This is a genomic window from Streptomyces sp. NBC_00442, from assembly GCF_036014195.1.
In the GTDB taxonomy this organism is placed as follows: Bacteria; Actinomycetota; Actinomycetes; order Streptomycetales; family Streptomycetaceae; genus Streptomyces.
In genome coordinates this window covers 4,210,598-4,228,209 of record NZ_CP107918.1, presented here as the reverse complement: position 1 = coordinate 4,228,209, position 17,612 = coordinate 4,210,598, and the positions used below count along the sequence as shown (strand labels likewise).

15 protein-coding genes and 1 pseudogene are annotated in these 17,612 nt (G+C 72.8%); 1 reads left to right on the top strand and 15 read right to left on the bottom strand.

All coding sequences use genetic code 11. The features are described 5' to 3' along the window. Window positions 1–129: 129 nt before the first annotated feature. The 8 genes from OG432_RS18990 to OG432_RS18955 all read right to left on the bottom strand — a co-directional run bounded on the left by OG432_RS18990 (window position 130) and on the right by OG432_RS18955 (window position 9,464). Window positions 130–915 carry an ABC transporter permease gene (locus OG432_RS18990; RefSeq protein ID WP_328312145.1) on the bottom strand — a complete coding sequence of 262 codons (786 nt, stop codon included), beginning with the start codon at window positions 913–915 and terminating at the stop codon, window positions 130–132. A gap of 12 nt (window positions 916–927) precedes the next feature. Then, the gene (locus OG432_RS18985) at window positions 928–2,211 is read right to left on the bottom strand and encodes an ABC transporter ATP-binding protein/permease (RefSeq protein WP_328312144.1); all 1,284 of its coding nucleotides are present in this window, start codon (window positions 2,209–2,211) and stop codon (window positions 928–930) included. 114 nt (window positions 2,212–2,325) lie between these two features. After that, window positions 2,326–3,327, bottom strand: a complete 1,002-nt coding sequence (locus tag OG432_RS18980; RefSeq protein ID WP_328312143.1) for an ArsR/SmtB family transcription factor — start codon at window positions 3,325–3,327, stop codon at window positions 2,326–2,328. An 88-nt stretch (window positions 3,328–3,415) separates the two neighbouring features. Then, window positions 3,416–4,915: a DUF7059 domain-containing protein gene (locus tag OG432_RS18975; RefSeq protein WP_328312142.1), complete on the bottom strand. Its 1,500-nt coding sequence runs from the start codon at window positions 4,913–4,915 to the stop codon at window positions 3,416–3,418. A 94-nt stretch (window positions 4,916–5,009) separates the two neighbouring features. After that, on the bottom strand, window positions 5,010–5,705 hold the full coding sequence (locus tag OG432_RS18970) for a small secreted protein (protein WP_328312141.1): 696 nt from the start codon (window positions 5,703–5,705) through the stop codon (window positions 5,010–5,012). A 178-nt stretch (window positions 5,706–5,883) separates the two neighbouring features. Further along, on the bottom strand, window positions 5,884–8,277 hold the full coding sequence (locus OG432_RS18965; protein ID WP_328312140.1) for a sodium-translocating pyrophosphatase: 2,394 nt from the start codon (window positions 8,275–8,277) through the stop codon (window positions 5,884–5,886). Between the two features lie 282 nt (window positions 8,278–8,559). After that, window positions 8,560–9,006 carry an ATP-binding protein gene (locus tag OG432_RS18960; protein WP_328312139.1) on the bottom strand — a complete coding sequence of 149 codons (447 nt, stop codon included), beginning with the start codon at window positions 9,004–9,006 and terminating at the stop codon, window positions 8,560–8,562. A gap of 104 nt (window positions 9,007–9,110) precedes the next feature. Beyond that, window positions 9,111–9,464 (bottom strand): STAS domain-containing protein, encoded by a 354-nt coding sequence (locus tag OG432_RS18955; RefSeq protein WP_053728100.1) that lies wholly within the window; start codon window positions 9,462–9,464, stop codon window positions 9,111–9,113. Between the two features lie 79 nt (window positions 9,465–9,543). Between OG432_RS18955 and OG432_RS18950 the strand changes: the two genes are divergently transcribed. After that, the gene (locus OG432_RS18950; RefSeq protein ID WP_328312138.1) at window positions 9,544–12,117 is read left to right on the top strand and encodes a DEAD/DEAH box helicase; all 2,574 of its coding nucleotides are present in this window, start codon (window positions 9,544–9,546) and stop codon (window positions 12,115–12,117) included. Between the two features lie 40 nt (window positions 12,118–12,157). Here the strand turns inward: OG432_RS18950 and OG432_RS18945 are convergent. From OG432_RS18945 to ssd, 7 genes and pseudogenes are all read right to left on the bottom strand, one after another. Beyond that, a pseudogene (locus OG432_RS18945) lies at window positions 12,158–12,364 on the bottom strand (Rv3654c family TadE-like protein); the annotation flags it as partial. A gap of 188 nt (window positions 12,365–12,552) precedes the next feature. After that, window positions 12,553–12,882, bottom strand: coding sequence for a TadE family type IV pilus minor pilin (locus tag OG432_RS18940; RefSeq protein WP_328312137.1), 330 nt, complete (start codon window positions 12,880–12,882; stop codon window positions 12,553–12,555). Between the two features lie 34 nt (window positions 12,883–12,916). Continuing rightward, window positions 12,917–13,156, bottom strand: coding sequence for a DUF4244 domain-containing protein (locus OG432_RS18935; protein WP_328312136.1), 240 nt, complete (start codon window positions 13,154–13,156; stop codon window positions 12,917–12,919). 120 nt (window positions 13,157–13,276) lie between these two features. Continuing rightward, a complete protein-coding gene (locus tag OG432_RS18930) occupies window positions 13,277–14,068 on the bottom strand; it encodes a type II secretion system F family protein (RefSeq protein ID WP_328312135.1) in 792 nt (263 codons plus the stop codon). Further along, on the bottom strand, window positions 14,065–15,021 hold the full coding sequence (locus OG432_RS18925) for a type II secretion system F family protein (RefSeq protein WP_328312134.1): 957 nt from the start codon (window positions 15,019–15,021) through the stop codon (window positions 14,065–14,067). The genes OG432_RS18930 and OG432_RS18925 overlap by 4 nt, the downstream gene beginning before the upstream one ends. 11 nt (window positions 15,022–15,032) lie before the next feature. Then, window positions 15,033–16,274: a TadA family conjugal transfer-associated ATPase gene (locus OG432_RS18920; RefSeq protein ID WP_328312133.1), complete on the bottom strand. Its 1,242-nt coding sequence runs from the start codon at window positions 16,272–16,274 to the stop codon at window positions 15,033–15,035. After that, window positions 16,271–17,383, bottom strand: a complete 1,113-nt coding sequence (gene ssd / locus OG432_RS18915) for a septum site-determining protein Ssd (protein WP_443058411.1) — start codon at window positions 17,381–17,383, stop codon at window positions 16,271–16,273. Before ssd ends, OG432_RS18920 begins: the two co-directional genes overlap by 4 nt. Between the last annotated feature and the right edge of the window lie 229 nt (window positions 17,384–17,612).

Here is a 17,612-nt window from a genome sequence, read left to right as displayed (position 1 = left end):
CGGGGGCCGCATCGCGGCGAACACCGGGTGAACGGTCACCCGATCATGCGCATTTCAGCCAGATCCCTCTCTCCGTGAGGCCCGAATCCCCTCCCCACGAGGCGTCGAGCGTCACATCCGCACCGGGCGTCACATCACATCGAGCGTGGCCCGCCGCCTGCTGCCCCGCTCGAACAGGACGAGCAGCCCCACCGCGAGCAGCGCGTACCCCGCGCCGACCGCGCACTCCGCGCCGACCGGGCCCCAGGCGATGCCCCGGCCGGCCGCGAGCAGCCGGGCCGCGTCGACGGCATGGGTGAGCGGCAGTACGTCACCCGCCGTACGCATCCATCCGGGCAGCGACGAGCGGGGCACATTGGCCCCGGTGAGCAGCAGCAGGGCGGAACTGGCCACGTTGGATACGAGGAACACGTCCCTGAAGCGCAGGCCGAGGGCGCCGAGGGCGAGGCCGAACACCGAGCAGGCGACGGCGGCCACGACCAGGGCGAGCCCCGGCAGGGCGGCGACGGGCAGGCTCAGGCCGAGCACCAGGCACGCGGCGGTGAGCGTGAAGGCGCTGACGGCCAGGCCGTTCACCACGTACGGCAGGGCGCGGCCGAACCAGAGGGGCGCGCGGCCCCGCGGTGAGAGCAGCACGGCCCCCAGCGTGCCGTACCGCCGTTCGTTCGCGACGGCCATCGTGCCGCCGTACACGCATGCGGTGGAGGATGCGAGGACGGCGTTTCCCACGAGATGGAAACGGTCGTCGGCGACCCCGAGTTCCCGTCCGAGGAAGACGAAGAAGAGAAGTTGCAGGACCGGCCCGACCAGCAGGGTCCCGATGAACATGGGCGGTGTCGTCCAGTTGAACAGGGCCCGGTACGAGATCGTCCCGCCGACGACGACCAGGCGCCCGGTACGGATGAGTTGACGCATGTCGGCTGTCTCCTAGGCGAGGGCGAGCGAGGCGGCGGCGCGGGCGCGGTGTTCGACCCGGCCGAGGACGGCGACCGCGAGCAGCGCGTAGAGCGCGCCGAGGGCGAGCGCGATGCCCATCGGGGTCAGCACGTCACCGCCGGAGGTGGCGGCGTGCACCGACCGCGAGCCCCAAGTGGTGGGCAGCGCCCAGGAGATGGGCCGGGTCCACGCCGGCAGGACGGTGATCGGGAGGAGCATTCCGGAGAGCAGCCAGATCGGCGCGTCCAGCGGGTTCGCGAGGGCGTTGGCGTTGCGCAACAGCACGAAGGCCGCGGCGAGCAGCAGCCCCATCATGCCGAGCGCGAGGACGCACACCGGCACCGCGACCAGGAAGAGCACGGGGTGCGCGAAGCTCAGCGGGACCCCGAACAGGAGCCGTCCCCACAGCACGGTCGCCACCATGGAGTACGTGCCGACGACCGCGGTGGCCAGGGTGATCGGCAGCAGGACGAGCGGGAGGCGGGTCGGCGAGAGGACCAGCACTTCCAGGGTGCCCAGCCAGCGCTGGTTCTGCACCGCGCCGCCCGAGCCGAACAGGACCGACGACCAGATGCCCATGAGTCCGGCACCGACCGAGGCGGTGAGCAGCCGGTCCGGGTCGCCGGCCGCGCGGAAGAGATACACGGCGAGCGTGGCGTAGACGAGCGGGACGAGCAGCACGGTGGTGCCGTCGGACCGCAGGTCGGCGACGGTGCGCCGCAGATCGCGCGCGGCCACCGGGTCGACGCCGATCGATGGTTCGTCGAGGAAGAGGACGTCGGGCCGGTGCAGCAGTCCGCGCGCGATGTGCAGCCGCTGCCGCATGCCGCGCGAGTACCCCTCGACGCGCTCCCGCTCGCGTCCGCGCAGCCCGACCAGGTCGAGGAGTTCGGCGATCCGCGCTCTCTGTTCGCGCGGGTCGACGCCGTACAGCTCGGCGAAGTAGCGGAGGTTGTCGAGCGCGGAGAGCCGCTCGTACAGGCCCCGGTCGCCGCCGAAGACGTAGCCGATGCGACGGCGTACGGGGACCGGTTCGCGCGCCACGTCGTGGCCGAGCACCCGGGCGGTGCCCGAGGTCGGCAGGAGCAGGGTGTTGAGCATCTTGATGGTGGTGGTCTTGCCCGCGCCGTTGGGCCCGAGCAGCCCGAAGAGCTCGCCCCGTCCGACGTCGAAACTGACCCCCCGCACCGCCTCGGTCACCACCCGCCTGGGCCGCGGCCAGCCGCTGCGCGAGGTGTAGGTGCGGCGCAGGTCCCGTACTTCGATCGCTGTCATGCACCGGACGCTAGGAGTCCGCCGGGGGCCGGGGCCATCGATTCGGGACGCCCCGAATCCTCAGGAGCGGCCGACGGGGCAGGCCGCAGGGCAGCCGGCGACGACCCCGGCGGCTCAGCCGGCCGCTTGGAGCACGTTCTGCCCCGACAGCAGCGCGAGGAGGGAGCGGCCGGTGTCGGTGAGCTGGTAATAGACGCTGCGGCCCACCCGGTGCCGGGTGACCACCCCGGCCTCCGCGAGCACCGACAGGTGTTCCGAGACGGTGCTGGGGGCGAGCGAGAGCCGGTCGGCGAGGCCGGCCGTGGTCAGCGGGCCGCCCAACTGCCGCAGCACGGCGGCGCGGCCGCGCCCGAGCAGCAGGCCGAGCCGGTCGTCGCCCGGTATCCCGGGCGGCTCGCGCAGCACGCCCGCGCCCCTGGCCTGGAAGGAGACGGCCAGCACCTCGGGGTCGTCCGTCGAGTAGAGCCGGCAGCCTTCTGCGAAGACCAGCGGGACCAGGAGCAGCCGCCGCTCGCCCGCCGCGTACTCGGCGTCGATGTGCTTGGTCAGTTCCAGGACCGGCGGGTTCCATCGGGCCCGCGATTCGAGACCGGTGAACAGCGCGTCGATGCCTTCGGTCGCGAACGTCCTTGCCCGGAGCAGGACTTCGTCCTCCACGAGGCGGCGCATCGTGGGCCACAGATCCGCCAACGCGCCGTCCCAGTAGGCCTGGTAGGCGTCCGCGAGCGCCGCGCAGGCGGCCGGCGGATCCTCCTGGTAGGGGCGGACCAGGGGGCTGTCCTCCATACCGGGATAGTGCTCGGCGAGCTGCTGGCGCACCACCTCGGGCGGGGTGCCGCGCAGCGCGGCCAGCTCCTCCTCCACCGAGGTCGTCCCGATGGGCAACGGCAGGATGAAGTCCGGGAAGTTCAACGGGCCGTGGAGGAGGCGACGCAGGGGCTCGACCCGCTCGTCCTCCTTCAGGACCTCCCGCGCCCGCGCCGCCCACTCCTGGTACGGCCACGACGGCCGCCGGTGCCCGGCGAGCAGATGCAGGCTGCAGAAGGCGTCCCAGAGCGGGCTGACGGCTATGCGGGTCGACCCCAGCGCCGCCTCGTCCAGCTCGATCCTGATCACCGCTCCCCCTCCCGCAACCGCTCCTCCACCCGCAACCGCTCCCCCTCCTTCGTCGGGGCACCGGCCACCCGCTTCGCCCCTCCCGCGCTCACTCCCCCACCGGCTCCAGGAAGCCCTGCTCCACGAGGAGCCGGATGGACTCCGGCGTGCGGTCGCGCAGCAGCACCGGGTCCTCCTCGATCAGCTGGGCGATCGCGTCCAGGATCCGGCCGGCCGGGAGCTGTCCGTCGCAGACGCCCGCGAAGCCGGCGCCGACCGTGTCCACCTTGGTGGCCCGGCGCATGCCGCGGTTCTGCCGCAGCACCACGTGCTCCGGGTCCTCGGCGCCCGGCCGGCCCACCTGCTCCTGCACCACCTCGTCGGCGAGGCGGAACCGGTCGGCGAGCAGCGCCGCGTCGTCGTGCCGGCGCAGGTAGTCGTGGCGCTCGAAGTGGGCCCGTACGGCCGCTCCGAGGGGCTGCTCGACGGGGTGGGGCCACTCCTCGGTCACGATGGACGGCCGGTCGCTGTCGGTGCGGCGCAGGGTGATCCAGCCGAAGCCGACCGCCTTGGTGCTGCGCGCCTCGAACTCCTCCAGCCATGCCTCGTAGCGCTCCGCGTAGCGCGCCGGGTCGGTGTGGTGGTCCCCGGCGTCGCGCAGCCACAGCTCGGCGTACTGGGTGATGTCCTGGACCTCGCGCTGGACGATCCAGGCGTCGCAGCCGCGCGGGACCCAGGAGCGCAGCCGGTCCTGCCACTCCTCTCCCTCGACGTGCTGCCAGTTGGCCAGGAACTGGGCGTAGCCGCCGGGGTTGAGCCGCTGTCCCGCCTGCTGAACGAGCGTGCGGCACAGATCGTCCCCGCCCATGCCGCCGTCCCGGTAGGTCAGCCGGGCGCCGGGCGAGATCACGAACGGCGGGTTGGAGACGATCAGGTCGTACGTCTCCTCGCCGGCCGGTTCGTACAGCGAGCCCGTCCGCAACTCGGCTTCGGGCGCGCCCGACAGAGCCAGCGTCAGGCGGGTGAAGCCGAGGGCGCGCGGGTTGAGGTCGGTGGCGGTGACCCGGGTGGCGTGCTGCGCGGCGTGCAGCGCCTGGATGCCGGAGCCGGTGCCGAGGTCGAGGGCCGATCCCACGGGCATCCGGACCGTGATGCCGGCCAGTGTCGTGGAGGCGCCACCGACGCCGAGCACCATGGCCTCGTCGCGCCCGCTCGCCCCGCCCGCGCCGCCGACCGCGCAGCCGAGGTCGGAGACGATGAACCAGTCCTGTCCCTCGGGGCCGCCGTAGGGCCGCACGTCGACCGTGGCCCGCACCTCGTCGCCGGCGCGGACCACCCAGCCGTCGGCGAGCGCCTCGTCGAGCGGCAGGGCGGCGCGGGCGCTCTCGTCGGAGACGGGCTGCTGGAGCAGGAAGAGCCGCACCAGTGTGTCGAGGGGCGCCTGCCCGCGCGTGGCACGCAGGGCGGGGACGGTCTCGCTGCGGGCCAGCGCGGCGTACGCGGGGGCACCGAGCAGGTCGAGCAGGCCGTCGGCGGTGAAGGCGGCGGCGAGCAGGGCGTCGCGCAGGCGGGCTGCGTGACCGGGCGCGGGAAGACTGGTCGTACTCACCCCGCCATTGTGGCCGCTGCCTCTGACAATCACCGCCTCACGGCCGTGGCCCGGCCCCTGAGGGGCCGGGCCACGAGCGAGGTGCGCGTACGGACTACGTGGCGCTCTGCGACGGCGAGGCGGAGCCGGACGGCGACGCCGATGCCGAGGGGGACGCGGAGCCCGAGGGCGAGGCCGACTGGGACGGCGCGGCCGACGGGTCGGCCGGTGCGCCCGCGCCGGAGCCCGAGGGCGCCGGGGAGGACGGCGTCTGCTTCTGGCAGCCGGGCTGCTTCTGCATGGCCTTGCCGACGTCGCCGGACTCCAGGTTCTTCAGGGAGGCGTCGCCCGTCGAGCTGGTCTTGCCGAGCTCGGTCGCGATGTCCTCAAGGCCCTTGGCGAAGGCCGCCTGGTCGCCGGGGTCGAGCGCGTCGACCTTCTTCTTGAGGTTCGCGTACGCCACGGACGAGGCGTTCAGGCCCTTGACGGCTTCCTGCTGCGTGGTGGCGCCGTCCTTGACCGGCGGGGCGCCCGCCTTGTCGACGGCTCCGGCAAGCGCCTTGTAGGCGTCCGAAATCTGCTGGAAGGCCGTGGAGTCGGTCTTCTGCACGTCGGCGGGCTTGCTGTCGTCGCGCGTCTGCGCCTGGATGGCGGCGTTGGCGTCAGTGATCTTCTTGAACTGGGGCTGGGCCGTGTTGCAGAAGGTCTTCGCCCAGTCGTCGACCTTCTTGTCGGAGTCGTCGCTGCAGCCCGACAACGTCAGCATCAGTACCGCACCGCCGGACAGTGCGGCCGCAAGCTTCTTGTTCACCGGTTTGGTCCCTTCCAAGGCTCTCGGCCCCGGAACATACACGCCAAGTGGGCGACAATCGCTTGCCGTCCGTGTGATACGTCCCCTATTGGGGCTATTTGCAGCCATTTGCATCAAGCAGAACGGGCGGACGGTGTGTCAAACCCCACCGTCCGCCCGCCCCTTGATGCCCTGCTGGTTACGAAACCACCGCCGGGTCGGCCGACTTCGTGACCCGTTCGTTGGTGCCGTCGTCGCCCACGGCGACGCTGCGCCGCTTCGACACGTACACCGCGCCGATGATGACGAGGATGGCGAACGCCGCCACGATCCCGCGTACGAGCGCGTTCGCGTCGTCGCCGTAGCTGAACTTGACGATGGCCGGCGCGATCAGGAGTGCCACCAGGTTCATCACCTTGAGCAGCGGGTTGATCGCGGGGCCCGCGGTGTCCTTGAAGGGGTCGCCGACGGTGTCGCCGATGACGGTGGCGGCGTGGGCCTCGCTGCCCTTGCCGCCGAAGTGGCCGTCCTCGACCAGCTTCTTGGCGTTGTCCCATGCGCCGCCCGAGTTGGCGAGGAACACCGCCATCAGGGTGCCGGTGCCGATCGCGCCGGCCAGGTACGAGCCGAGAGCGCCGACGCCGAGCGTGAAGCCGACCGCGATCGGGGCGAGCACCGCGAGCAGGCCGGGGGTGGTCAGCTCGCGCAGCGCGTCCTTCGTGCAGATGTCGACGACGCGCCCGTACTCCGGCTGCTCGGTGTAGTCCATGATCCCGGGGTGCTCGCGGAACTGCCGCCGCACCTCGAAGACCACGGCTCCGGCCGACCGGGACACGGCGTTGATCGCGAGCCCCGAGAAGAGAAAGACGACCGCCGCGCCCAGCATCAGCCCGACCAGGTTGTTGGGCTGCGAGATGTCCATGCTCAGGGTCAGTTCGCTCCCCTTGGCGTGCACGTCGTTGACGGCCGTGGCGATGGCGTCCTTGAACGAGCCGTAGAGCGCCGCCGCGGCCAGTACGGCCGTGGCGATGGCGATGCCCTTGGTGATGGCCTTGGTGGTGTTGCCCACGGCGTCCAGGTCGGTGAGCACCTGGGCCCCCGCGCCCTGGACGTCGCCGGACATCTCCGCGATGCCCTGGGCGTTGTCGGAGACCGGGCCGAAGGTGTCCATGGCGACGATGACGCCGACCGTGGTGAGCAGGCCGGTGCCGGCCAGCGCCACCGCGAACAGCGCGAGCATGACCGAGGTGCCGCCGAGGAGGAAGGCCCCGTACACACCGAGGCCGATCAGCAGGGCGGTGTAGACGGCCGATTCGAGACCGAGGGAGATGCCGGCGAGGACGACGGTGGCGGGGCCGGTCAGCGAGGACTTGCCGATGTCCTTGACGGGACGCCGGGTGGTCTCGGTGAAGTACCCCGTCAGCTGCTGGATCAGCGCCGCCAGAACGATGCCGATGGCGACGGCGACGAGCGCGAGGATCCGCGGGTCGCCGTCATGGCTCTTGATCACCTGGTCCGTGACGCCGTTCAACTTGGCGTACGAGGACGGCAGATAGGCGTAGACCGCGACGGCCACCAGGGCCAGCGAGATCACCGCCGAGATGAAGAAGCCGCGGTTGATGGCCGACATTCCGCTGCGGTCGGCGCGCCGCGGGGCGACCGCGAAGATGCCGATCATCGCGGTGACCACGCCGATCGCCGGGACGATCAGCGGGAAGGCGAGGCCCGAGTCGCCGAACGCCGCCTTGCCGAGGATCAGCGCCGCGACCAGGGTCACGGCGTACGACTCGAACAGGTCGGCCGCCATGCCGGCGCAGTCGCCGACGTTGTCGCCCACGTTGTCCGCGATGGTGGCGGCGTTGCGCGGGTCGTCCTCGGGGATGCCCTGTTCGACCTTGCCGACCAGGTCGGCGCCGACGTCGGCGGCCTTGGTGAAGATGCCTCCGCCGACACGCATGAACATCGCGATCAGCGCGGCGCCGAGGCCGAAGCCCTCCAGGACCTTGGGCGCGTCGGCCGCGTACACGAGCACGACGACGGAGGCACCGAGCAGGCCGAGGCCCACCGTGAACATGCCGACGACGCCGCCCGTACGGAAAGCGATCTTCATGGCCTTGTGGGAAACCGCGGTGAGATCCCTTTCGGGTTCGCCTTCGGCGGGAGTCGCCTCTCGGGCCGCCGCCGCGACGCGCACATTGGCGCGCACGGCGAGACGCATCCCGATGTATCCCGTCGTCGCCGAGAAGACGGCGCCGATCAGGAAGAACACGGAACGGCCCACGCGCTGCGACCAGTTGTCGGACGGCAGCAGGAACAGCAGGAAGAACACCACGACGGCGAAGATGCCGAGGGTGCGCAACTGCCGGGTCAGATAGGCATTCGCGCCTTCCTGCACGGCCGCCGCGATCTTCTTCATCGAGTCGGTGCCCTCGCCCGCGGCGAGGACCTGGCGCACCAGCAATTGGGCGACGATCAGGGCCGCCAGCGCGACAGCCGCGATGACGATCACGATCGTCCGGTTGCCGTCGGTCAGTACCGCGGCGGCCAGAGATGTGGGGTGGTCGAGTTCCGTTGGGTTGAAGAGCCCCGCCATTCGTCCTCCTTGACGCTCAGAGCTCAAGATGTGGACGGATTGTAGGTAGCGGGACACGATCAAAACAGGGTGCCGCAAATGGAATTGACCTTCATCGGCTCATCAGAGAGAGATCCGGTCACGAAAATGCCCCCGAAAGCGGTAATGGGGCAAAAGCATTGACGCTTGATCGGCGATCTAGGAACCGGTCCGAAAATGTGGATCACCATGGATGCATATGGATCAAGAAATGAAAAAAGGCCCTGCTCAGCAGGGCCTTTTTTCATAGGTAACAACAATGGATCAGGGGAGCACCTCGGCCGGCGTGGTGGGCCAGCTCATCCGGATGACACCCCCGGATTCGCCGGAGATGACCTCCACGTCGTCCACGAGCCCACTGATGACGGCGAGGCCCATTTCGTCCTCCGCGCCGTCGTCCAGCTCGTCGGCGGGCTCCGAGCCGCGCACGCCCGGCACCGCCGCGGCGCCACCGCCCGACCCCGGCACCCCGTCGCCGACCTCGATGGAGAACAGCTTCTCCTCCTCGGTCAGGACGACGTGGACAGGGACGTCGATGCCGTGCGAACGATGCAGCCCGACGGCACGGCTGCACGCCTCACCGACGGCGAGTCTGACCTCGTCGAGCACTGCCTCATCGACCCCGGCCCGGCGCGCCACGGCGGCCGCCACCAGACGGGCCGTCCTGACGTGCTCGGGCTGGGCACTGAAACGGAGTTCAACGGTGGCCATGGTGATCCCCCTCGAACGTACGGGCGTACATCTCAGGGGCCCCGGGCCACTGTGCCGCCCGGCGCCCCTGTCCTTCCTCCGGAGCCGTCCACGGACGGCCGCCGTCAGTCGGTTGCGTTGACGGCCTCGTCGACCGAGCCGTGGATCGGGAACACCTTGGTGAGCCCCGTGATCCGGAAGATCTTCAAAATGCGCTCCTGGTTGCAGACCAGGCGCAGCGAGCCCTCGTGCGCGCGCACGCGCTTGAGCCCACCCACCAGGACACCCAGGCCCGTGGAGTCGAGGAAGTCCACGCCCTCCATGTCGACAACCAGGTGGTAGCTGCCGTCGTTCACCAACTCGACCAACTGCTCGCGCAGCTTGGGCGCGGTATACACATCAATCTCGCCACCGACCTCGACGACCGTACGGTCGCCACCAGGGCCGGACACATTGCGAGTCGACAGGGACAGGTCCACGGATCCTCCAGCACCTTGCTATCGAGCGGCCGCCCCCTGAGTCTCCCCGGCGGAGCCAGAGAACGGATCGCCAGCCGCGATGGCATTCAATCACTTACCGGCAGCCATGCACGACGCCTTGGGACCATTGTCCGCTACGCCAGTGACACACTCGGTGCCGATGGCCAGGAACCACAGCCCCAGAACACCCGCCGACAGCACGGGTGATCGACCCGATCCCGGCACGGTCCTCGACCGGCTCGGCGCCGGCGCAGGCCGGGCTGCGCGCATCACTCATACGGAGCACTTGCCCCCACGAGGGGGACGTCATGCAGTGTGGCCGCACCTGATCCGTCCGGAAGTGATCAACGCCATCCAGGCCGCCGGCATCGAGCACCCCTGGGCCCACCAGGCAGCCGCCGCCGGGCACGCCCTCGACGGCGAGTCGGTGGTGATCGCCACCGGCACCGCGTCCGGCAAGTCGCTGGCCTACCTGGCGCCCGTCCTCAGCGCCCTCCTGGACGGTTCCGAGGCGCCGAACGGGCGCGGCGCGACCACCCTCTACCTCGCCCCCACCAAGGCCCTGGCGGCCGACCAGCGCCGCGCGGTCAAGGCCCTCGCGGCGCCCCTGGGCCACGCGATCCGGCCCGCCGTGTACGACGGCGACACCCCGGTCGAGGAACGCGAGTGGGTGCGCCAGTACGCGAACCTCGTCCTCACCAACCCGGACATGCTGCACCTCGGCATCCTGCCCTCCCACCCCAGGTGGGCCTCCTTCCTGCGCGCCCTGCGCTATGTCGTCATCGACGAATGCCACACCTACCGCGGTGTCTTCGGCTCCCACGTCGCCCAGGTCCTTCGCCGCCTGCGCCGCCTGTGCGCCCGCTACGGCTCCGACCCGGTCTTCCTGCTCGCCTCGGCCACGGCCGCCGAGCCGGCCGTCGCAGCGGGCCGCCTGACCGGCCTGCCCGTCGTCGAGGTCGCCGACGACGCCTCCCCGCGCGGCGAGCTGGTCTTCGCCCTGTGGGAGCCGCCGCTCACCGAGCTGCCCGGCGAGAAGGGCGCCCCGGTGCGCCGCACGGCCATCGCCGAGACCGCCGACCTCCTCACCGACCTGACCGTGCAGGGGGTCCGCACGGTCGCCTTCGTCCGCTCACGGCGCGGCGCCGAGCTCATCTCGGTGATCGCCCAGGAGCGCCTGTACGAGGTCGACCGCACCCTCGCCCGGCGCGTCGCCGCCTACCGGGGCGGCTACCTGCCCGAGGAGCGCCGTGCCCTCGAGCAGGCCCTGCACTCCGGCGAGCTGCTCGGCCTCGCCGCCACCACGGCCCTGGAACTCGGCATCGACGTGTCGGGCCTCGACGCCGTCCTGATCGCGGGCTATCCGGGCACCCGGGCCTCCCTGTGGCAGCAGGCCGGCCGGGCCGGCCGCTCGGGCCAGGGCGCCCTGGCCGTCCTGATCGCCCGCGACGACCCGCTGGACACCTACCTCGTCCACCACCCCGAGGCGCTGTTCCAGCAGCCCGTCGAGTCCACCGTGCTCGACCCGGACAACCCCTACGTCCTGGCCCCGCACCTGTGCGCGGCGGCGGCCGAGATGCCGCTCACGGAGGCCGACCTGGAACTCTTCGGGCCCGCGAGCCCCGAGCTGATGCCGCAGCTGGAGCGGGCGGGGCTGCTGCGGCGCCGCAGCAACGGCTGGTTCTGGACCCGTCGCGAGCGGGCCGCCGACCTCACCGACATCCGGGGCGGCGGCGGCCGCCCGGTCCAGATCGTCGAGGCCGCGACGGGACGGCTGCTCGGCACGGTCGACGAGGCCGCCGCCCACGCCTCCGTCCACGACGGCGCCGTCCATCTCCACCAGGGCCGTACGTACCTGGTGAAGCATCTGGACCTGGAGGACTCCGCCGCTCTCGTCGAGGAAGCAAGCCCGCCCTATTCGACCGTTGCCAGGGACACCACCTCCATCTCCGTCCTCACCACCGACACCGAGATCCCCTGGGGATCCGGCCGCCTCTGCTACGGCTCCGTCGAGGTCACCAACCAGGTCGTCTCCTTCCTGCGCCGCAGACTCATCACCGGCGAGGTGCTCGGCGAGACCAAGCTCGACCTGCCGCCCCGCACCCTGCGCACCCGGGCCGTGTGGTGGACGGTCACCGAGGACCAGCTCGATGCCGCCCGGATCAACCCGGAGATCCTCGGCGGGGCCCTGCACGCCGCCGAGCACGCCTCCATCGGGATGCTCCCGCTCTTCGCCACCTGCGACCGCTGGGACATCGGCGGCGTCTCCATCCCGCTGCACCCGGACACCCTGCTGCCGACGGTCTTCGTGTACGACGGCAACCCGGGCGGCGCCGGATTCGCCGAGCGCGCCTTCCACACCGCCGCGCGCTGGCTGACCGCGACCCGCGAGGCGATCGCTTCCTGCGAGTGCGAGGCCGGCTGCCCGTCCTGCATCCAGTCACCCAAGTGCGGCAACGGCAACGATCCCCTCCACAAGCGGGGCGCGGTCCGCCTCCTCACGGAGCTGCTGCGGGGGGCTCCGGAGGAGCCCGGTCCGACGCCCCCGGAGGAACCCGAGCCGCCTGGGGTGGGCCCGGACGGGCTGGGGACAGTCCCGGAAGAGCCGCGGGCGGCCCCGGAACGGCCAGGGACGGTCCCGCCCGCGCCCTGACGCTGGGTGCGTACGGGCCGAACCTCGCCCGCACCCGTACGTCGGCGACCTCCCCGACGACGGTGCAGCGCACCATCTCGGCGCCCTGGGCCCCGGCCACCCGGACCGCCGTGGCGCAGGCGTCCGGCGCCCCCCACAGGGCCCGGTCGGCGGCCGCGAGCGCCGCGAGATCCGCGGCACCGGCGGCCCGGTGCCGCGCGGCCACCGCCTGACCGAGACAGAGCACCGCCGCGAACACGGCACACATCGTGGCGGCCGTCAGCGCCACCCACACGGTCGCGGAACCCCGGTCACCGCAGCCCGGGAACCTCCTCGCGTCCGGCCCCGCCCCCTCCGTTCCGAAGAGGCGCCCGGCACCACGCGGACCGGGGATGCGCCCGCGCCCCTTCCCGAGCCTTCGCGTCGGCCCCTTCACGGGCCACCGCCGCCACCCGTTCACGGGATCTCACCCACCGTGTCCTCGGCCAAGGCCGCCGCCTCCGCGCTCAGCGTCAGGGCCAGGTGGCGGGGGCCCGGCGTGGCGGCCTCCACCCGGACCCGCCACAGTTCCCCGTTTCGCCGCACCGTCACCGTGGCGCCCTCCGGCGCGGCGGACCTGGCCGCCGCGAGCGCCACGGCCTCCGGCTCGGAACGGGCCGCCGCCCGAGCCCCGGCCCTGGCCGCGTCCACGCACCGGATCTCGGACGAGGCCGCCATCAAGGCCCACAGCAGGGCCAGCGCGAACCCGACGAGGGCCGGAATCGCCACGGCCGTCTCGGCCGTCACGAAGCCCCGGTCGCCCCTCCTCCGTCGGCCGCGCTCAGACCTGGACATCGAGCGCCTTGGTGATCAATTGGTTCAGCGCCGACACGACCCCTTCGCTGGTGACGACCTTGTACAGGATCGCCGCGAAGGCGCAGGCCGCGAGCGTGCCCACGGCGTATTCGGAGGTCGACATCCCGTCGTCGCGGCGTACTCGGCGGCGCAGCGCCGAAGTCCAGTGCCGCAGACGGCTCCTCATGGCGGTCGCCTGCCGGTTCGTGTGCGTGATTGCGTTCATCGCTTCCAACTCCTTTGTGCGACTGTGTGACTGTGTGACACGTACGTTGTTCGCTCCACCAGGCCGAAGCGCCTGGTGGATGTGGGTGACGGTGGTGGAGGGCGGGGCGACCGCCTCGCCTCACCGCCTCAGCAGGCCTCCCGCCAGACCGATCACGACCGGCGCGACGCCCGCCGCGAGGAAGGCCGGCAGGAAGCAGAGGCCCAGCGGACCCGTGATCAGTACGCCCGCGCGTCGGGCGCGGGCCGAGGCGTCCCTGGTCCGCTCGGCACGGCAGCGGGCGGCGACCCGGGCCACGGGGCCCGCCGCGGGTGCCCCCGAGGACGCCGCCCGTTCCAGGCAGCGGGCCAGGTCGGCCGCGCCCGGTATCGCCCCCAACCTCCCCCAGGCCTCGCCGGGTTCGCAGCCCATGCGCAGCTCGGCGGCGGCCTGGCGCAGGCGGGCGCCGACCGGGCCGTTCAGGCAGGCACCGACCGCACCGGCCGCCTCGCGCGGCCCGGCCCCGGCCGCGAGGCACGCGGCCAACAGGTCGGCGGCCAGGGGGAGTTCACGCGCCGCCTTGAGCGTGTCGGCGCCGCCACCTCGCGCACGGCGCCGACGCGCCCACACCCAGGCCCCGTAGCTCACCGCCAAGCCGCCCACGGCCCCGATAGGTCCGCCGACGAGCACGTAGCACGCCACCCACGCCCCCAGTGGCGCTGCCGACTGCTTCGCGTGTGCCGTCCATGCCGGGTTCCAGGGCTTCGACGCGGCCGGTGTCAGCGCCTCCAGGGCCAGCAGCGCGGCCACCCGGCGACGCATCCTGCGCTCCTCCCTGCGGCGGGTCACGCCCGCCATCGTCCACAGGGCGAGAGCCACCACCCCCGCCACCGCCCCCAGCCTGTGGACAACATCCGGCGCGAACGCGCTCATCGGCCTTCCCCCGCCCGGACGATCCGCGCCGCCCACCACACGCCCGCCGTCTCCAGGACCGCGGCCACCAGCAGGCACCCGAACCCGGCCGGGCTGTGCAGCAGTACCCGCAGCGGACTCGCGCCCATCGCGGTGCCGAGCACCAGTCCGAGCCCCGGCAACAACGCCAGAAGCAGCACCGTGGTGCGGGATCCGGCCAACTCCGCCCGCAGGGCGTCCTGTTGCTCCCGCTCCGCGCGCAGCGCGCTCTCCAGGCGCTCAAGGCCGGAGGCCAGCCCTGCCCCGCCGTCCACCGCGACCTGCCAGCATGCGGCGATCCCGGCGAGGCCTTCGGCGCCCAGCTCCCCGGCCGCCGACCGCAGCGCCGCCGGCACATCGCCGCCGAACTTCGCCGCGGCCACCACCGGGGCCGCCGCCGCGCCCAGGGCCGCCGTGTCCCGGGCGGCCGCGACCAGCGCCGGTCCGGGCTGGCGGCCCGCCCGCAGCTCTCCCGCCACCGCCGCGCACCAGGCGATCACTTCGTCGGCTCGTCGCTCCCTGGCCCGTTCGCGCCGTTCGGCCCGCAGCCGCCTTCCCAGCAGGGGCAGCGCCACCGCCCCGGCGACGAGCGGCAGCACCGAGCCGCCCAGGACGGCGAGCACCAGGCCCAGCGGCAGGCACAGCCACTCCACGCGCCGGCGCTCCCGCTTGCGCATCCCCTCGAGCCAACGCCCCAGTGGCGAGGCCCTGAACGCGCGGACAGCACCGACCGCGCCGGATCCGCCGCTCCCGGCACGGACCTCCGCCCCCGCCCCCGCTCCTGCTCCTGCCTCTGTTCCCGATCCCGATCCCGATCCCGATCCCGTTCCGGCGCCGGCGAACATCAGCCGGGCCCGTCGCATCCCCTGGTCCTGGCCGGCCCACAGCCAGGCGGCCACGCCCGCGCACATCGCCGCCCACGCGGGCAGCCCCATACGAGGATCTGTCACAACGCACCCCCGATCAGCGCCCTGAGCCGCTCCCAGCCCGAGTCGCGCACGAACCCCGTCGCGCCCCACCGCAGCGCGGGCACCGTCATCACCAGTCCGGCCGCGTCCCGCTCAAGGACGCGCACCTCCGCGATCCGGCGCCGGCCCTCCCGGTCGCGTACGAGATGGAGCACCACGGACAGCGCGGCCGCCAACTGGCTGTGCAGCGTGGCCCGGTCGAGCCCGGCCGCGGTGCCGAGGGCTTCCAGGCGGGCCGGCACATCCGATGCCGAATTGGCGTGAACCGTTCCGCAGCCCCCTTCGTGCCCCGTGTTCAGGGCGCCCAGCAGATCGGTCACCTCGGCTCCTCTGACCTCCCCCACGACCAGCCGGTCGGGGCGCATCCGCAGGGCCTGGCGCACCAGGTCCCGCAGGGTCACCAGGCCCGCGCCCTCCTGATTGGCGGGCCTAGATTCGAGACGTACGACATGAGGGTGGTCGGGCCTCAACTCGGCGGAGTCCTCGGCCAGGACGATCCGCTCCCCGGCGCCGACCAGGCCGAGCAGGGTCGAAAGGAGCGTGGTCTTGCCGGTGCCGGTGCCGCCGCTCACCAGGAACGACACCCGGGCCTTGACGAGCGCGCGCAGCAGCCGCTCCCCCTCGGGCGGGATCATGCCCGCCGCCGCGAGTTCGGCCAGCGAGAACGCCCTGGGGCGCACCACGCGCAGCGACAGACAGGCCGAGCCGACGGCGACCGGTTCCAGGACGGCGTGCATCCGGGTGCCGTCGGGCAGCCGGGCGTCCACCCAGGGCCGGGCGTCGTCGAGCCGGCGGCCGGCCACCGCGGCGAGGCGCTGGGCCAGTCGGCGCACGGCCGCCGCGTCGGCGAAGCGGATGCCGGTCAGTTCGAGCCCGCCGCCCCGGTCGACCCAGACCCGGTCGGGCGCGGAGACCAGGACGTCCGTCACCTCGGGGTCGGCGAGCAGCGGCTCCAGCGGGCCCGTCCCCACCAGTTCGGATCTCAACTCCTCCGCTCCGCCGAGCACTTCCGCGTCCCCGAGCAGCCGGCCCTGGGCGCGCAGTGCCGCCGCGACCCTGGCCGGGGTGGGCTCGGCCCCGCTCTGCGCGAGCCGCTGCCGCACGGCGTCGAGCAGAGGGGGCCCCGCGCCCCACGACGGCGCGCCCCGGGGCCATGTCCCGCCGCCGGCCGGGCCGGGCGCACCGGCGGAGGGCAGGTCGGCGTCCCGCTTCCCGTTCATGACGGCGCTCCCCCGGCGAGGCCGCCTGCCAGCGCCTGGTCCCAGAAGGCGGCGCAGAATCTGGCCAGTGGCCCGCGCGCCGCGCTCCCTGGTGGCGCGCCGCTTTCCTGCGCTTCCAACAGGCCCGGCTCCAGCGGCAGTTCACCGGCCAGGGGCAGCGCCAGCGCCTGGGCCACCCACTGCTCGTCGAGGCCCGACGCGTAGGGGCCGCGTACGACCGCGCGCAGATCGCGCAGCACCATGCCGACCGAGGAGGCGACCCGGTTGGCCGCCGCGACCGCCCGCAGTTCGGCCGGTACCACCAGCAGCCCGAGGTCGAGCTGCGCGAGGGCCTCGACCACCGTGTCGTCGATCCGGCGCGGCAGGTCCACGACGACCACTCCACCTCGCCGCCGGGCCGCGGCGAGGACCGCGCGCATCGCTTCCGCCGGGATGACCACCGAGTCTCCCCGGTCCCAGCTGAGCACCCTCAACCGGTGCAGGCTCGGCAGGGATTCCTCCAGGGCTCCCCCGGCGACCCGTCCTCGCGAAGCGGCGAAATCCGGCCACCGCCGGCCGTCGGCCTGCTCCCCGCCGAGCAGCACGTCGAGTCCGCCGCCGAGCGGGTCGCCGTCGATCAGCATGGTGCGCCGACCGGCGCGCGCGGCGGTCACCGCGAGGGCGCACGCCAGCGTGGACGCGCCCGCGCCGCCGCGCCCGCCGATCACCCCCACGGTCAGGGCGGGGCGCCCCACACCTTCCACGGCGTCGGCGATCCGGTCGACGAGCCAGGGTTCGGCGTCGGGCAGCCGCAGCACATGGTCCGCGCCGAGCTCGACCGCCGCCTGCCAGACGCCCGGGTCGTCCTGGTCCCGGCCCACCAGGAGCACGCCGCGCCTGCGGGCCGCCCCGCGCAGCCGGGGTGCCGCGTCGTCGCCCACCAGGATCAGCGGCGCGCTCTCCCATCCGCCCCTGCGGGCGGGCACCTGATGACACACCTCGGGCTCGGTGCCGGCCGCGGCGCACAGCCGCAGCAGATCGTCGAGCAGATCCTCGTCCTCGGTCACGATCAGCGGGCCGCCGTGCCGCCCCTGAGCGCCGCGCGTACCCGGCGGCCGATCGGAAGCCATGGGTCCATCCATGATTTCCGCCCCCTTCTCCCTACGATTCCTGCGTCCGCGCTCTTCGCGAACTGGAATCACGGTGGAGGGAGACCCGAAATAATGTGGATCTTGGTCGAAATCTGTGGACAGCTATGCGCGTTGTGAATATCCCGTTCACCTATACCGGTGACTTCCGGAGCGCAGCGCAACCACTACACACAGTCACGATTCGTGATCATGGAGAACCCGGACGGAG

Excerpts from the sequence above, each read along its gene's own strand:
- OG432_RS18990 (WP_328312145.1), bottom strand. The coding sequence starts at position 915 with ATGCGTCAACTCATCCGTACCGGGCGCCTGGTCGTCGTCGGCGGGACG.
- OG432_RS18985 (WP_328312144.1), bottom strand. The coding sequence starts at position 2,211 with ATGACAGCGATCGAAGTACGGGACCTGCGCCGCACCTACACCTCGCGC.
- OG432_RS18965 (WP_328312140.1), bottom strand. The coding sequence starts at position 8,277 with ATGGCGGGGCTCTTCAACCCAACGGAACTCGACCACCCCACATCTCTG.
- OG432_RS18960 (WP_328312139.1), bottom strand. The coding sequence starts at position 9,006 with ATGGCCACCGTTGAACTCCGTTTCAGTGCCCAGCCCGAGCACGTCAGG.
- OG432_RS18950 (WP_328312138.1), top strand. The coding sequence starts at position 9,544 with ATGGCATTCAATCACTTACCGGCAGCCATGCACGACGCCTTGGGACCA.
- OG432_RS18935 (WP_328312136.1), bottom strand. The coding sequence starts at position 13,156 with ATGAACGCAATCACGCACACGAACCGGCAGGCGACCGCCATGAGGAGC.
- OG432_RS18930 (WP_328312135.1), bottom strand. The coding sequence starts at position 14,068 with ATGAGCGCGTTCGCGCCGGATGTTGTCCACAGGCTGGGGGCGGTGGCG.
- OG432_RS18925 (WP_328312134.1), bottom strand. The coding sequence starts at position 15,021 with ATGGGGCTGCCCGCGTGGGCGGCGATGTGCGCGGGCGTGGCCGCCTGG.
- OG432_RS18920 (WP_328312133.1), bottom strand. The coding sequence starts at position 16,274 with ATGAACGGGAAGCGGGACGCCGACCTGCCCTCCGCCGGTGCGCCCGGC.
- ssd (WP_443058411.1), bottom strand. The coding sequence starts at position 17,383 with ATGGCTTCCGATCGGCCGCCGGGTACGCGCGGCGCTCAGGGGCGGCAC.